The organism is Enterobacter sp. SLBN-59 (assembly GCF_024807915.1).
Taxonomy (GTDB): Bacteria; Pseudomonadota; Gammaproteobacteria; order Enterobacterales; family Enterobacteriaceae; genus Enterobacter; species Enterobacter asburiae_B.
The window spans coordinates 3,263,358-3,278,876 of record NZ_JANUFI010000001.1 but is presented as its reverse complement, the minus strand read 5'-3'; the positions used below and the strand labels follow the sequence as shown (position 1 = coordinate 3,278,876).

15 protein-coding genes are annotated in these 15,519 nt (G+C 56.8%); 3 read left to right on the top strand and 12 right to left on the bottom strand.

All coding sequences use genetic code 11. The annotated features are described in order from the left end of the window. Positions 1–3: 3 nt before the first annotated feature. Positions 4–1,167: an acetyl-CoA C-acyltransferase FadA gene (gene fadA / locus M2422_RS15600; RefSeq protein ID WP_008501515.1), complete on the top strand. Its 1,164-nt coding sequence runs from the start codon at positions 4–6 to the stop codon at positions 1,165–1,167. A 161-nt stretch (positions 1,168–1,328) separates the two neighbouring features. Here fadA and fre read toward each other — a convergent pair whose 3' ends face one another. Continuing rightward, complete coding sequence (gene fre, locus M2422_RS15595) at positions 1,329–2,030, bottom strand: NAD(P)H-flavin reductase (protein ID WP_008501516.1); 702 nt, start codon at positions 2,028–2,030, stop codon at positions 1,329–1,331. A 42-nt stretch (positions 2,031–2,072) separates the two neighbouring features. Then, the gene (gene ubiD / locus M2422_RS15590) at positions 2,073–3,563 is read right to left on the bottom strand and encodes a 4-hydroxy-3-polyprenylbenzoate decarboxylase (RefSeq protein ID WP_161496003.1); all 1,491 of its coding nucleotides are present in this window, start codon (positions 3,561–3,563) and stop codon (positions 2,073–2,075) included. Between the two features lie 173 nt (positions 3,564–3,736). Between ubiD and rfaH the strand changes: the two genes are divergently transcribed. Further along, complete coding sequence (gene rfaH / locus M2422_RS15585; RefSeq protein WP_033146887.1) at positions 3,737–4,228, top strand: transcription/translation regulatory transformer protein RfaH; 492 nt, start codon at positions 3,737–3,739, stop codon at positions 4,226–4,228. On the opposite strand, the gene tatD is transcribed toward rfaH, so the two are convergent. From tatD to udp, 9 genes are all read right to left on the bottom strand, one after another. Continuing rightward, positions 4,225–5,007, bottom strand: coding sequence for a 3'-5' ssDNA/RNA exonuclease TatD (gene tatD / locus M2422_RS15580; protein ID WP_064673077.1), 783 nt, complete (start codon positions 5,005–5,007; stop codon positions 4,225–4,227). The two genes, rfaH and tatD, sit on opposite strands and share 4 nt — an antisense overlap. Before the next feature lie 41 nt (positions 5,008–5,048). Then, entirely contained in the window at positions 5,049–5,819 is a 771-nt protein-coding gene (gene tatC / locus M2422_RS15575) for a Sec-independent protein translocase subunit TatC (RefSeq protein WP_023309607.1), read from the bottom strand. Between the two features lie 2 nt (positions 5,820–5,821). Further along, the gene (tatB, locus tag M2422_RS15570; RefSeq protein ID WP_064673078.1) at positions 5,822–6,364 is read right to left on the bottom strand and encodes a Sec-independent protein translocase protein TatB; all 543 of its coding nucleotides are present in this window, start codon (positions 6,362–6,364) and stop codon (positions 5,822–5,824) included. A 3-nt stretch (positions 6,365–6,367) separates the two neighbouring features. After that, positions 6,368–6,622, bottom strand: a complete 255-nt coding sequence (tatA, locus tag M2422_RS15565) for a Sec-independent protein translocase subunit TatA (protein WP_024908000.1) — start codon at positions 6,620–6,622, stop codon at positions 6,368–6,370. Between the two features lie 76 nt (positions 6,623–6,698). Continuing rightward, positions 6,699–8,339, bottom strand: coding sequence for a ubiquinone biosynthesis regulatory protein kinase UbiB (gene ubiB, locus M2422_RS15560; protein ID WP_064673079.1), 1,641 nt, complete (start codon positions 8,337–8,339; stop codon positions 6,699–6,701). Continuing rightward, complete coding sequence (gene ubiJ / locus M2422_RS15555; protein WP_064673080.1) at positions 8,336–8,941, bottom strand: ubiquinone biosynthesis protein UbiJ; 606 nt, start codon at positions 8,939–8,941, stop codon at positions 8,336–8,338. Before ubiJ ends, ubiB begins: the two co-directional genes overlap by 4 nt. A gap of 13 nt (positions 8,942–8,954) precedes the next feature. Next, positions 8,955–9,710, bottom strand: coding sequence for a bifunctional demethylmenaquinone methyltransferase/2-methoxy-6-polyprenyl-1,4-benzoquinol methylase UbiE (gene ubiE, locus M2422_RS15550; protein WP_023309612.1), 756 nt, complete (start codon positions 9,708–9,710; stop codon positions 8,955–8,957). Positions 9,711–9,776: 66 nt separating this feature from the next. After that, the gene (gene rmuC, locus M2422_RS15545; RefSeq protein WP_064673081.1) at positions 9,777–11,234 is read right to left on the bottom strand and encodes a DNA recombination protein RmuC; all 1,458 of its coding nucleotides are present in this window, start codon (positions 11,232–11,234) and stop codon (positions 9,777–9,779) included. Positions 11,235–11,373: 139 nt separating this feature from the next. Continuing rightward, the gene (gene udp / locus M2422_RS15540) at positions 11,374–12,135 is read right to left on the bottom strand and encodes a uridine phosphorylase (RefSeq protein ID WP_003860792.1); all 762 of its coding nucleotides are present in this window, start codon (positions 12,133–12,135) and stop codon (positions 11,374–11,376) included. 255 nt (positions 12,136–12,390) lie between these two features. Between udp and M2422_RS15535 the strand changes: the two genes are divergently transcribed. Continuing rightward, a complete protein-coding gene (locus M2422_RS15535) occupies positions 12,391–13,197 on the top strand; it encodes a dienelactone hydrolase family protein (protein WP_023333795.1) in 807 nt (268 codons plus the stop codon). Between the two features lie 46 nt (positions 13,198–13,243). Here the strand turns inward: M2422_RS15535 and metE are convergent, their stop codons facing one another. Then, positions 13,244–15,505, bottom strand: coding sequence for a 5-methyltetrahydropteroyltriglutamate--homocysteine S-methyltransferase (gene metE / locus M2422_RS15530; RefSeq protein ID WP_064673082.1), 2,262 nt, complete (start codon positions 15,503–15,505; stop codon positions 13,244–13,246). Positions 15,506–15,519: the final 14 nt, after the last annotated feature.

The window sequence follows — 15,519 nt, the reverse complement described above, 5'->3', positions numbered from 1 at the left end:
ACAATGGAAAAGGTTGTCATTGTTGATGCGATTCGCACCCCGATGGGCCGTTCAAAAGGCGGTGCATTCCGTAACGTGCGTGCGGAAGACCTCTCCGCGCATCTGATGCGTAGCCTGCTGGCGCGTAACCCGGCGCTGGATCCTGCTGCGCTGGACGATATCTACTGGGGCTGCGTGCAGCAGACTCTGGAGCAAGGTTTCAACATCGCCCGTAACGCGTCGCTGCTGGCGGAGATCCCGCATTCGGTTCCGGCCGTCACCGTCAACCGCCTGTGCGGTTCGTCAATGCAGGCGCTACACGACGCGGCGCGGATGATCATGACCGGTGATGCGCAGGCCTGCCTGGTGGGCGGCGTCGAGCACATGGGTCACGTGCCAATGAGCCACGGGGTCGATTTTCATCCTGGCATGAGCCGTAACGTGGCGAAAGCCGCGGGGATGATGGGTCTGACTGCCGAGATGCTCTCTCGTCTGCACGGCATTAGCCGTGAAATGCAGGATGCCTTTGCCGCGCGCTCTCATGCTCGCGCATGGGCGGCGACGCAGTCCGGTGCCTTTAAGAATGAGATCATCCCGACCGGCGGCCACGACGCAGACGGCGTACTGAAGCAGTTCAGCTACGACGAAGTCATCCGCCCGGAAACCACCGTAGAAGCGCTTTCTACCCTGCGCCCTGCGTTTGATCCGGTCACCGGTACGGTAACGGCAGGTACTTCGTCGGCGCTGTCCGACGGTGCCGCCGCGATGCTGGTGATGAGCGAAAGCCGTGCCCGCGAGCTGGGCTTAACGCCTCGCGCACGGGTACGTTCGATGGCGGTCGTGGGCTGCGATCCTTCAATCATGGGTTACGGCCCGGTTCCGGCCTCGAAGCTGGCGCTGAAAAAAGCGGGATTAACCGCCAGCGACATCGACCTGTTTGAAATGAACGAAGCGTTCGCCGCGCAGATCCTGCCGTGCATTAAAGATCTGGGGCTGATGGAGCAGATCGACGAGAAAATTAACCTCAACGGCGGCGCGATCGCCCTCGGCCACCCGCTGGGCTGCTCCGGGGCGCGTATCAGCACGACGCTTATCAACCTGATGGAACGCAAAGATGCCCAGTTTGGTCTGGCAACGATGTGTATCGGGCTGGGTCAGGGTATCGCGACGGTGTTTGAGAGAGTGTAAGGCTATAACGTAGGCCCGATAAGCATCGCGCCATCGGGCTTTTGCCGGGAGGCGCTGCGCTTTCCCGGCCTACGAGAGGTATCTCACCGCCACTGGCGTCATTGGCGAAGAGAGACAGTTTAGTTGCCGTTCTTCCCGCCTGTCAGGGGCGGGTTTTTTATTTAAATGAAGGCAAACGCATCGCCAAACAGGCGGTCTTCACGCGCGTCACGTTCGTTGCAGAACAGGTCGCGGGCAATTTTCGCCATCTCAAAACGGCCAGCGATATAGATATCGTGCCCTGCCAGCGTGCCGTGATCCTGCAGCACCGCCGTCAGCACCGTCCCGCTGCGACCACGCCAGCCCTCTTCCGGCTGCTCAACCACCGGCTCAATGCGCAGGTTAGGATGGGTTACGCTCAGCGCTTCCAGCTCAGACAGGTCGTACAGATGTTTCTCTTCGCGGCCACCCCAGTAAATGGTGATGTCACGGTCTGGATTACGCGCCAGGGCGGTCAACAGAATAGAGCGCACATAAGAGAAGCCCGTACCGCCAGCGATCAGGATCAGCGGACGGTCTTCGTCATCGCGCAGCCACGCATCGCCGTGCGGAATATCCACCACGATTTCACGTTCCTTCAGGATCCGATCCATCACCGCCATCGCATACAGGTTAAGCTCTGACGCACCAATATGAAGCTCAATAAATTCCTGCTCCGCTGGCGTTGAGGCCATAGAGAAAGGACGCTTATCACGCTCATCCATCACAACCATCAGGTACTGACCCGCGCGGAAAGAGAATGGCGCTTCTGGCACTAAACGGACGCGATATACGGTGTCGGTGATGGCATCTACCGAGGTCACTTTACAGCTTAAGGTTGTCATTCGCTCTCTCTGTCGGGAAGTCTATAGGGCTTAACGGTCAGCTCAGGGTTTACCGTTATTCATTATGGCCAGCTCGTCCCAGATCGCGTCAATTCGCGCGGTCACTGCAGGATCTTTTTTGATCGGGCGACCCCATTCACGGTCGGTTTCGCCAGGCCATTTATTTGTGGCATCCAGTCCCATCTTTGAGCCAAGGCCGGAAACCGGCGAGGCAAAATCCAGGTAATCTATCGGCGTGTTTTCGACTAACACCGTATCGCGCGCCGGGTCCATTCGCGTGGTAATGGCCCAGATTACGTCATTCCAGTCGCGGGCGTTAACGTCATCATCGCAGACAATAACAAATTTGGTATACATAAACTGGCGCAGGAAAGACCATACGCCCATCATCACGCGTTTAGCATGACCAGGATACTGCTTCTTCATCGTGACCACCGCCATACGATACGAGCATCCTTCAGGCGGCAGATAAAAATCAACAATTTCCGGGAACTGCTTTTGCAGGATCGGCACAAACACTTCATTCAGCGCCACGCCCAGCACCGCCGGTTCATCCGGTGGACGTCCGGTATACGTGGAGTGATAAATCGCATCTTCACGCTGCGTAATGTGCGTCACGGTAAACACAGGGAAGTTATCCACTTCGTTGTAATAGCCGGTGTGGTCGCCGTAAGGGCCTTCTGGCGCCATTTCACCCTGCTCAAGGTAACCTTCCAGCACAATTTCCGCACTGGCCGGAACTTCGAGATCGTTAGAGATACACTTCACGACTTCGGTTTTCGTTCCGCGCAGCAGGCCTGCAAACGCATATTCAGAGAGCGTATCCGGCACCGGCGTGACGGCTCCCAGGATGGTGGCCGGATCGGCGCCTAAGGCGACAGACACCGGGAAACGCTCCCCCGGATGCGCAGCGCACCACTCCTGGAAATCCAGCGCGCCGCCGCGATGCGACAGCCAGCGCATGATCAGTTTATTCTTGCCAATCAACTGCTGGCGGTAAATACCGAGGTTTTGCCGCTCTTTGTGCGGGCCGCGCGTAACGGTCAGCCCCCAGGTGATCAGCGGAGCGGCATCTTCAGGCCAGCACTGCATGATGGGGATTTTAGTCAGATCTACCGCATCGCCTTCCAGCACTTTCTGCTGGCACGGCGCGCCGCGCAGGCGTTTGGTGGGCATGTTCAGCACCTGCTTAAACTGCGGCAGCTTGTCGAACAGATCGCGGAAGCCTTTCGGTGGCTCCGGCTCTTTCAGAAACGCCAGCAGTTTACCGACTTCACGCAGCGCAGAGACGTCTTCCTGCCCCATTCCCAGTGCAACACGACGCGGTGTACCAAACAGGTTGCACAGCACCGGCATGGAGTAACCTTTCGGATTTTCAAACAGTAATGCGGGGCCACCGGCACGCAGGGTGCGGTCAGCAATTTCTGTCATCTCCAGATAAGGATCGACAGGAAGTGTAATACGTTTGAGTTCACCCTGCTTTTCCAGCAGCGTCAGGAAGTCGCGGAGATCGTGGTATTTCATGCAGTTAATCATGGCCTCTCTGTAAGCGCTTCATTATACGGCGTAAGCCTGCTTGATGCTGTAATTTTGTTAAATAAGCGTGAACTTATGCGTTCTGTTCCATTTTCCCCCATTATAATCAACTTAGCGATCCCGCCAGGGTTTTGATATGCTTGCGCCCCGAACTAAGGGAAAGAGTGATTATGCAGGCCTGGTATTTACTGTATTGCAAACGCGGGCAACTTCAGCGCGCGCAGGAACATCTTGAACGTCAGTCTGTAAATTGCCTGACACCCGTGATCACGCTTGAAAAAATGCAGCGCGGGAAGCGCACAACCGTCAGTGAGCCGTTGTTCCCGAACTACCTCTTCGTGGAGTTCGACCCGGAAGTCATCCACACCACCACCATCAGCGCAACGCGCGGCGTCAGCCACTTCGTTCGTTTTGGTGCCCACCCGGCAACGGTTCCGTCGACGGTCATTCATCAGCTGTCGATTTATCAACAGCCCGAAGGGATCACCGACCCCGAAACTCCTTACTCGGGCGATAGCGTCGTGATAACCGAAGGCGCTTTCGAAGGCCTGCAGGCGATTTTTGCCGAACCGGACGGGGAAGCGCGCTCTATGCTGTTGCTCAATCTGCTGAACAAGCAGGTGCTGCAGAGCGTTAAAAACACCGACTTCCGCAAGCTTTAAACGTTTATCCCGAACAGATTACGCACGTTGTCATCCGTCTGCGCCGAAAGCCAGTGCGGATCCTCTCCGCGCCACTTCGCGACGCTCTCAACAATGTGCCCAAGATACGCGGGCTCATTTCGCCGCGATGCCGGTTTGGGTTTCATGTCGCGCGGTAGCAGATAAGGCGCATCGGTTTCGAGGAGCAGCCGGTCAGCTGGGATTACCGGCAATAGCTCACGAAGTTCAAGCCCGCGACGCTCATCGCACACCCAGCCGGTAATACCCAGATAAAGCCCTCGCGCCAGGCAATCCAGCGCTTCCTGCCGTGAACCGGTGAAACAGTGCAATACCGCGCCGGGCAGTTTCTCCAGCCACGGATCCAGAAGAGCCAGGAAACGCTCATGCGCGTCGCGGCAGTGCATAAATACGGGCATTCCAAGCTCTGCCGCCAGCGCAAGCTGGGCAGTAAACGTCTTTTCCTGCTCTTCAGGCGTGGAAAAGTTACGGTTGAAATCGAGACCGCATTCGCCGATCGCCACAACGTCTGGCGTCTTTGCCAGCCTGTACAGGGTGTCGCCACTTTCCGCGGTCCACTGGCTGCTGTCGTGAGGATGCACGCCAGCAGTAGACCAACAGCAATCGTAGCGTTGCGCCAGCTGCTGCGCCTGCTCGCTCTCATGCAGGTTGGTGCCCGTCAGCAGCAGTCCTTTCACCCCGGCGGCAAAAGCACGCGCAACCACCTCATCACGATCTTTCGCAAACTGCGAGCTGGTCAGGTTGAGTCCGATATCAAACATGCAAATCCCCATATAACAACCGCCCTGACGGGCGGCTGGTTTTACTCTTCAGTGGTCTTGTCGGACGTATCGTCTTCGTCATCCGCTCGACGTCCTTTACCCACGTAGAAACGCGAGAAGAAAACGCCGACCTCAAACAGACAGTACATCGGTATGGCCAGCAGCGTCTGCGAGAACACATCCGGCGGTGTCAGCAGCATGCCAACAACAAATGCGCCCACAAGGATATACGGACGCTTCTTACGCAGGTCATCCGGGGTCGTTACTCCTACCCAGCAGAGCAGCACAATAGCCACCGGCACTTCGAATGCCACGCCAAACGCCATAAACAGCGCCATCACAAAGCTGAGGTAGCTGGCGATATCCGTCGACACCTGGACCCCTTCCGGCGCGGTATGCGTCAGGAAGCCGAAGGCCAGCGGGAAGACAACGAAATAGGCAAACGCCATGCCGATATAGAACAGCAGCGAGCTGGACACCAGCAGCGGGATCACCAGCTTGCGTTCATGCTTATACAGCGCGGGCGCCACAAACGCCCACACCTGGTAAAGAATGACAGGTGCAGAAGCAATCAACGACACCCAGAAGGTCAGCTTGATGGGGGTAAAGAACGGAGAAGCAACATCTGTTGCAATCATCGTTGCGCCCAGCGGCATCTGCTTGATCAGCGGTGCAGAGACCACCTGATAGATATCGTTGGCAAAATAGACCAGGCACAGGAATATGAGTAAAACCGCAATAATGCAGTTTAACAGGCGCTTACGCAGCTCAATGAGGTGCGTAATCAGCGGTTGAGTATCATCTACTGCCATGTTTACGCTTTATCACTCGACGAGGGGGATGATTCGGAAACGGACGCAGCGGGCTTCACTTCCGCCGTTTTTGCTACCGGCTCTTCCGGCTGCGCCTGTTTTTTCAGTTCGGTTTCCTGCGGCGTCTGTTCTGGCGCGGCAGCCTGATGTTCAGCGCTGGCAGGCGTTACGCCCTCGCGCTGCTCCTCGCTGCCCTTCACCACCGGGTTATGGATGGTGTTCGCTTCATCGCTCGCTTTTTCAGGATCGTTAACGCTATAGGAGCGCTTCATCGATTCTGCCGCTTCGCGCAGCTCATCCATTGACGCTTTCAGTTCCGGCGTCAGGTTATCCATGCTCGCCTTCTCGACCTTTTTCAGGCTTTCCTGAAATTCCTGCAGCTTAAGTTCCTGCGCCAGTTCATTCTGAACGGTCGATGCCAGCGATCTCAGCGCACGAACCCAGCCCGCAACGGTTTTCACTGCCACCGGCAGACGCTGCGGCCCCAGCACAATCAGGCCAATCACAAAGACCAGCAGGAGCTCACTAAAACCAATGTCGAACACGACTTACACCTGCTCTTTATCGTGGCGTTTAGCGTCTTCCTTTTTGGCTTCTTCTTGCTTGTCGGCGATGGATTTAGCAGTAAAGTCAGCGTCCTGGCTGGTTTTATCCTGCTTGCTCTCATCATCGCTCATCGCTTTCTTGAAGCCTTTGATAGACGCGCCCAGATCGGAACCAATAGAACCGAGCTTTTTGGTGCCAAACAGCAGCACGACGATGACGGCAATGATCAACAATTGCCAGATACTGATACCACCCATACATGTTCCTCAGGGATAGATGATTAATGAGTCAGGCCGCATTATACGTATGCGACCCGTCGATAGCGACGCACGCTCAGCGCGTTTTTCGCCAGCCTGCTAGCCAGACTACCACTCCGCCAGCCATCAGCCAGGCGGGCATCATCTGCCAGTCCGGACGGTTGATCAGCAGCAGCGTACCGCTCAGCAGCAGCGTTGCGCCAATCCCAAAGAGATAGCGTGACTGCCCCTGGCGAACGCGGCTGGACTGAAGTTCGCGGGCGATTTTATCCATGCTGTGCTGAAGGTTCTTGCTCTGACGCAAACTGTCATAAACCAGTTCAGGAATTTCAGGCATTTTTTCTATCCAGAACGGGCCTTTCTCTTTCAGCGAGCGCACCAGCGCCGGAATGCCAACCTGATCCTTAATCCAGGTTTCAAGGAAAGGTTTCGCGGTCTTCCACAAGTCTAACTGAGGATAGAGCTGTCGGCCTACACCCTCAACGTAAAGTAATGTTTTCTGGAGTAAAACTAGCTGTGGCTGAACTTCCATATTAAAGCGGCGAGCCGTGTTGAACAGGTTTAACAGCACATGCCCGAAGGAAATTTCCGCCAGCGGTTTTTCAAAAATCGGTTCACAAACGGTCCGGATCGCGAACTCGAACTCTTCGACGTTGGTGTCCGGCGGCACCCAGCCGGAATCGACGTGCAGCTCGGCCACCTTACGGTAGTCGCGGTTGAAAAACGCGATGAAGTTCTCAGCCAGATACCGTTTATCTTCTTTGTTCAGCGACCCCACAATCCCGCAGTCGATACCGATATACTTCGGATCCTCAGGATGTTCGTAGCTCACGAAGATATTGCCCGGATGCATGTCCGCATGGAAAAAGCTGTCGCGGAACACCTGGGTAAAGAAGACCTGTACGCCTCGTTCAGCCAGGAGCTTCATGTTCGTTCCCTGTTTCTCCAGGGCGACCACATCCGAAACCGGAATACCGTAGATACGCTCCATCACCATCATGTTCTGGCTGCAATAGTCAGAATAGACTTCAGGTACATAGAGCATCGGGCTGTTTTCAAAGTTGCGACGCAGCTGAATGGCATTCGCCGATTCACGCAGCAGGTTAAGCTCATCAATCAGCGTTTTTTCATATTCCCGCACCACTTCCAGTGGACGAAGGCGACGCCCGTCCGGCAGCAAGCGTGGCACCCAGCGCGCCAGCCGATAAATCAGCTTCATGTCCGCTTTGATGACTGGCAGGATGTCCGGACGAATGACTTTAATAACGACTTCTTTGCCGTTTTCTTTCAGACGCGCGGTGTGCACCTGCGCGATAGAGGCCGATGCCAGTGGCTTAATGTCGAAATCGTCAAACCAGGTCTCGACGGGGACATTCCCCATCGCCTCTTCAATTTGCTTTTTCGCGCGCGCGCCGTCAAACGGTGCGACGCGATCCTGCAGCATCGCGAGCTCATCGGCAATCAGAGGCGGGAAGAGATCGCGGCGGGTCGACAGCATCTGTCCGAATTTAATCCAAACCGGACCGAGCTCCTGCAGCGCCAGGCGCAGACGCTCACCCAGCGGTTGACCTTTATGGCGATTGGGCATCCAGAACAGCATACGCCGCCAGATACGAAGCGGCAGCGTGATACGCATTTTGGGGATAAGCTCGTCGAGCCCGTAGCTCAAAAAGGTGCGAATAATAAAATAGAGGCGCCGAATTTCACCAGGCGTCATTTGCCCTCCAGTTTTTCCAGCCGTTTGGTTAACGCATCAACCGCACGCTCAACAGCAGCGGTCTCTTCCGCAAACCATGCAACTTCCAGTGGCCCGGGCGCCATTCGCCACTCCTCAGTCAGCACTTCCGCCGCATAGCGTTGCTGGCGCTGAAGGCTTTTACGCACAAAGGAGGCGCCACCATGAAGGACTTTCCCGATACCTTCGGCGGCAATGTCGCCGATAAAAGGCGCGAGCAGCTCCGCCGGATCGAACTCCGCCAGATCGGTGAGCGCAACGAAGTTCTGCACGACCTGAATGTCGCCCTCCACTTCCAGCTCACCGCTGCGGATAAGCGCCGTTAACTGCTGGCGATCGCGCAGTTTTGGCAGCACGCTCATGTGCGTGATGACCGAGCAGTCGGCTTCACCTTCCCACGCCCCCAGAACGTCAAGCTGGCGTTCGCAGAATACCAGCACAAGCGGCGTCGATAACTCTTTTAAAACAATGCGTAATACCTTCCCGTTAAGCCGCTGACGTGCAGCTTTCAGCGCCGGGGCGCGATACAGAAAAGCGTTCAGTACATTCTCGACGCCTGCGGAGACTAAGGGTTTAAAGGGCACGGGACACCTCCACTCAGAATTTGTAACCGCGATGCAGCGCGACGACACCGGCCGTCAGGTTGAAATATTCAACGTTCTCAAATTCCGCGTCCTGCATCATGGCTTTTAATGTGTCCTGATCCGGGTGCATACGGATAGACTCCGCCAGATAGCGGTAGCTTTCAGCGTCGTTAGCCACCAGCTCACCAATACGCGGCAGCACGTGGAAGGAATAGGCGTCGTAGGCTTTGCTCAGCGGCTCAATGATCGGTTTAGAGAACTCGAGCACCAGCAGACGTCCACCCGGCTTCAGCACGCGGTACATAGAGCGCAGCGCTTTTTCTTTATCGGTCACGTTACGCAGACCGAAAGAGATCGTGATGCAGTCAAAGGTATTGTCCGGGAATGGCAGCGCTTCGGCGTTTGCCTGCACATACTCCACATTCCCCACCACGCCGATGTTACGCAGCTTTTCGCGTCCCATTTTCAGCATGGAGTCATTAATATCGGCGAGAACTACGCGACCGGTTTCGCCCACCAGACGGGAGAATTTGGCGGTTAAATCGCCCGTGCCGCCGGCTAAATCCAGCACCGTTTGTCCACGACGTACGCCGCTGCAGTCAATGGTGAAGCGCTTCCACAAGCGATGAATGCCGAACGACATCAGGTCATTCATCACATCGTACTTCGCCGCCACGGAATGAAATACGTGGGCCACCATGTCAGCTTTCTGCGCTTTGGCGACAGTCTGAAAGCCAAAGTGCGTTGTGTCTTGTGAATCGTCAGCCATCTCAGAGCCTGCTTATCAGTAAAATGTTCGTGAAGTGTAACAGATTGGGCGCGTTTGCCCTACGTTTCAACCACCGTGAATGAAACGCGCAGGAGTCTCGTCTGGTGACAAATCCGCCGCTAACGTGTTGTCTTCACTGTTTGTCTTTTGTTCGTTCGCACCTTCTCGCAGGCGAAATTCTTCGTCCTGGGCGGTGGCCTGTTCGACCAATTCCGGATTAATCTCGCGTTTAACCTCAACCCCCAGGCTGCGGAATGATTCAGCCTGTGCCAGCAGATTGCCGCGTCCGGAGGCGAGTTTTTTCATCGCCTGGCGGTAGTTATCCTGCGCACGATCCAGGCTCTGCCCGACTGAAGACATGTCGTCCACGAAGAGGCGCATTTTGTCGTACAGCTTGCTGGCACGATCGGCAATCTGCTGCGCGTTGCGGCTCTGGTGCTCATAGCGCCACAGGTTCGCAATGGTGCGTAACGCCACCAGCAGCGTGGTGGGGCTGACCAGCATAATGTTATTTTTGAGCGCTTCGGTGATAAGTTCAGGCTGTCTGTCGAGTGCCAGCAGGAACGCGGGTTCTACCGGGATGAACATCAGAACATAGTCCAGCGAGCGCAGACCCGGCAGCTGCTGGTAGTCTTTTCTGCCGAGCAGGCGAATATGATTACGCACGGAGGCAATGTGCTCCTGCAGCGCAGACTCGCGGGTGTAGTCATCGTCCGCATTAAAGTAGCGTTCATACGCCACCAGCGTCATTTTGGCGTCAATCACCACATCTTTACCCTGCGGCAGCCGCACGATGACATCCGGCTGCATGCGCGAGCGGGCATCGTTTTCGATACTCACCTGCGTTTCGTATTCGTATCCTTCGCGCAGACCAGAGGCCTCCAGCACGCGGGTCAGCACCACTTCTCCCCAGTTGCCCTGGGTTTTGTTATCCCCTTTCAGCGCGCGGGTCAGGTTGACCGCTTCCTGCGCCATTTGCGCATTCAGCTGTTGGAGATTGCGAATCTCATGCGCCAGCGTGTGCCGCTCGCGGGCTTCCTGACCAAAGCTGTCCTGCACCTGACGGCGAAAACCGTCCAGCTGTTCGCGCAGCGGCGTCAGCAGGCTGTTCAGGCTCTGGCGGTTCTGTTCGTCAACGCGGCGGTTGCTGTGCTCAAAAATTCGGTTGGCGAGGTTCTCAAACTGTTCGCTGAGGCGCTGCTCGCTGTTGATCATCTGGCGGATTTTGTCTTCCGCATGCAGCTGGGTGGATTCAAGGCGGGTAGTGACTTCGCGGAGATCGGCCTCCAGCGAGGTGTTAATGTCTCGCAGGTTACGCAGCTCGTTGTTGAGCAGTTCGCACTCGTCGCGCCAGTGTTCGCTCAAAGCAAGCTGCTGTTTTGTCGCGCTTAAATCGGCGACCATCTCTTCTCGCTCGGCCAGCTGGTCGGCCTTCTGCTGTGCATGCTGGTAGCTGGAAATTAGCCAGCCAACCCCTAAGCCCACCAGCGCAATCACCGCGTAAATCAGGATTGAGATATCCACAATGCCCCCTGCATCAACGTATTACCCGCACAAAATAGAATTGTGCTGTATAAACGTCCAGTTTGAAAGGGTTTTCCTGCGAGGCGCTACGCAAAAAATAAAGGCCGAACGCGTCGGCCTTTGATTTCAGAAGAGAGGATTAGATCAGGCGACGCGCTGCTTCCACCACGATTTTCACTGCATGACTTTCGGTCTGCTTCATGGTTTCGGCGTTCGGGATCTCCTGCTGGGTGCGGTTGACGATCACGCCCGCCACCATACCGGCACGCAGACCCTGGCTTGCGCACATGGTCAGCAGCGTTGCGGATTCCATTTCGTAGTTCATCACGCCCATGGACTGCCACTCTTCCATTGAGCCTTTGAAACGGCTAACCACGCGGCCTGAGAAGGTGTCGTAACGCTCCTGGCCCGGGTAGAAGGTGTCGGAAGAGGCGGTGACGCCCACGTGGGTGGTTGCGCCCACGGATTTCGCGGCTTCAACCAGCGCGGTGGTGCATTCGAAATCAGCCACTGCCGGGAATTCCATCGGTGCAAAGTGCAGGCTTGCGCCGTCCAGACGAACGGACGCGGTCGTGACCAGCACGTCGCCGACGTTGATGTGCGGCTGGATAGCGCCGGTGGTGCCGATACGCAGGAAAGTACGGATGCCCAGCTGTGCCAGCTCTTCAACAGCAATAGACGTAGACGGACCACCGATACCGGTAGAGCACACGATCACCGCTTTGCCATCCAGCTCTGCGCGCCAGGTGGTGAACTCACGATGGGCAGCCAGCTTGACCGGCTTATCCATCAGCGCGGCGATCTTTTCCACACGCTCAGGATCGCCAGGGACGATAGCGAGCGTAGCCCCTTGTAAATCGTTTTTGGTGAGGCCGAGATGAAAAACATCAGACTTAGACATAGGTGACTCCTCTGTGGGTCGGTTAGTCAGAAGAAGTAAAACGGTACTTTACAGAAGCAGTAAGCATATTTTCGTGACACACCTCACCATGAATGAAAATGATTACATTGAATTTCCATAAAAAAGTGATTCACATCACATTAACAAGTTATAACGCCAGGTGCTGCACAAAAGATAGACCGTTTAAGGCACTGTGAGTTGTTAACCTGGTGTCTATATTTACCTTTGCGCTAACTCATTGGTACGGAGAATGCCATGACTGAAAAAACCGGTTTTGCACCTGCTGCGGCCCCACATGCTTCAACCATCGTGTCGACGCCAGAAGCGGCAATTACCGCGGGCGAGACCTCCATTCCCTCGCAGGGGGAGAATATGCCTGCTTATCACGCACGGCCAAAATCGGCAGACGGTCCGCTGCCCATCGTGATTGTGATTCAGGAGATATTTGGTGTTCACGAACACATTCGCGACCTCTGCCGCCGACTGGCGCTGGAAGGGTATCTGGCCGTTGCGCCAGAGCTCTACTTCCGTCAGGGCGATCCGAACGACTACAGCGATATTCCAACATTGCTCAGCAACCTGGTGAGCAAAGTCCCGGACGCGCAGGTGCTGGCCGATCTCGACCACGTCGCCAGCTGGGCGGCGCGCAACGGCGGCGATCCGCATCGTCTGCTGGTCACGGGTTTCTGCTGGGGTGGACGCATTAGCTGGCTGTATGCCGCGCATAACCCGCAGCTCAAAGCCGCTGTCGCCTGGTACGGCAAACTGGTGGGTGAGAAAACGCTGAATTCACCGAAACATCCCGTCGATATCGCCACGGAGCTAAACGCCCCCGTGTTAGGGCTTTACGGCGGTCAGGACACCGGTATTTCTCTGGATTCGGTAGAGACCATGCGCCATGCGCTCCGTGCGGCCAATGCGAAGGCAGAGATCGTGGTGTATCCGGATGCCGGGCACGCGTTTAACGCCGATTATCGTCCGAGCTATCACGCAGAATCAGCCAAAGATGGCTGGCAAAGAATGCTGGCGTGGTTTAGCCAGTACGGCGGTAAGAAAGCGTAATAAAAAAAGCCCGGTGGCGGCTATGCCTTACCGGGCCTACGCATCATCAAGCCTGACGCAAGTTTTGCGCCGCCTTCACCATGTTCGCCAGCGCCGCGCGCGTCTCCGGCCAGCCGCGGGTTTTCAGTCCGCAGTCCGGGTTCACCCACAGGCGCTCTGCCGGAATGCGCTGGGCCGCTTTTTTCAGCAGGGCTTCAATCCACTCCACGCTCGGCACGTTCGGGGAGTGAATGTCGTACACGCCCGGCCCGATTTCATTCGGGTAGTCGAACTCTTCAAACGACTCCAGCAGCTCCATGTCTGAACGCGAGGTCTCGATGGTGATCACGTCGGCGTCCAGCGCGGCAATCGAATCCATGATGTCGTTAAATTCGCAGTAACACATGTGGGTGTGGATCTGGGTGTCATCCTTCGCCACCGCGGCGTTGATGCGGAACGCCTCCACGCCCCACTGCAGGTAGGCATCCCAGTCGCTGCGGCGCAGCGGCAAGCCTTCGCGCAGCGCCGGTTCGTCAATCTGAATAATGCCAATGCCTGCCGCTTCCAGATCCGCCACCTCATCACGCAGCGCCAGGGCGATCTGTTTGGCAATGGTTTCACGAGTCACGTCTTCACGCGGGAACGACCAGCAGAGAATGGTCACCGGACCGGTGAGCATCCCTTTTACCGGCTTGTCGGTCAGGGACTGGGCATACTTCGCCCACTCCACGGTGATCGCTTCCGGGCGGCTGACGTCACCAATGACCACCGGCGGCTTCACGCAGCGGGAGCCGTAGCTCTGCACCCAGCCGTTCTGGGTAAAGACGAAGCCGTCCAGGTGCTCACCGAAGTATTCCACCATGTCATTACGTTCGGCCTCGCCGTGCACCAGCACGTCCAGCCCCAGGCGTTCCTGCTCGATAATCGCCTGCTTGATGTGTTCGGCGATGCCGGTGCGATAGTGATTCGCATCCAGATTGCCCTTCTTGAAGTCCAGACGCAGGCCGCGTATCTCCGTAGTTTGCGGGAAAGAGCCAATTGTGGTGGTCGGCCACGCAGGCAGATTAAAGCGGGCGCGCTGCGCTTCGGCGCGCACCTCGTAAGGGCTCTGCCGCTGGCTGTCCTGAGCGGTGATGGCCGCCAGGCGTTTTTCCACCGCCGGGTTGTGCACGCGCGCCGAGTGACGACGCGCCTGGATCGGGGCGCTCCATTCGGTAATCGCCGCCGTGTCGCCGCTGTTCAGCGCGTCGCGCAGCAGCGTCAGCTCTTCACATTTTTGCAGGGCGAAGGCAAACCAGCTTTTCACCTCGGCATCCAGACGGGTCTCCACGTTCAGATCGATCGGGCTGTGCAGCAGCGAACAGGACGAGGCCACCCACAGCTCACGTTTGCCGACGATGTCTTTGATTTGTGCGTATTTCTCGGTGAGATCGGCGCGCCAGACGTTACGGCCGTTGATCAGCCCGGCAGAGAGCAGCCAGTCCGCTGGCAAACGCTTGTGCAGCTCCGCCACATCATCTTTACCGTGTACGAGGTCAACGTGCAGGCCCTGGACCGGCAGCGCGGTAATGGTCTTCAGGTTCGGCGTCACGCCTTCAAAATAGGTCGTCAGCAGGAGTTTTACCTGACCGGTGAGCGCGTCATACGCCGGTTTGAAGGCATCGAGCCAATCCTGCGGCAGCTCAAGCACCAGCGCCGGTTCGTCGATTTGCACCCACTGAATGCCGCGTTTGCCCAGCTCACTCAGCACCTGTTTGTAGACCGGCAGAATATCCTTCAGCAGGCTGAGTCGGTCAAACGGCTCGCCCTTTACTTTGCCCAGCCACAGGTACGTTACCGGCCCGAGCAGCACCGGCTTCACCTGGTGGCCCAGCGCCAGCGCTTCATCCACTTCGTCCAGAAGCTGCGTCCAGGCCAGCCTGAACTGCTGGCCTTTGACGAACTCCGGCACCATATAGTGATAGTTGGTGTTAAACCACTTGGTCATTTCCGCCGCTGCCGCTGGCTCCCCCGTTGGCGCGCGGCCACGGCCGATGCGGAACAGGGTATCGATATCTACCGATCCATCTTTGTTCTGATGACGAGCCGGCACGTTGCCAAGCAGCAGGCTGGTCGTCAGAACATGGTCGTACCAGGCGAAATCGCCCACCGGCAGCAGGTCAATGCCCGCCTGTTTTTGCTGATCCCAGTGGCGGGCGCGCAGCTCGCGTCCTACCGCCAGCAGTTCTTCACGGGTGGCATTACCCGCCCAGTAGCTTTCTTGCGCTTTTTTCAGCTCGCGACGCAGGCCGACGCGAGGGAAACCGAGAGTGTGATTACGGATTGTCATGGTGTGCCCCTTGT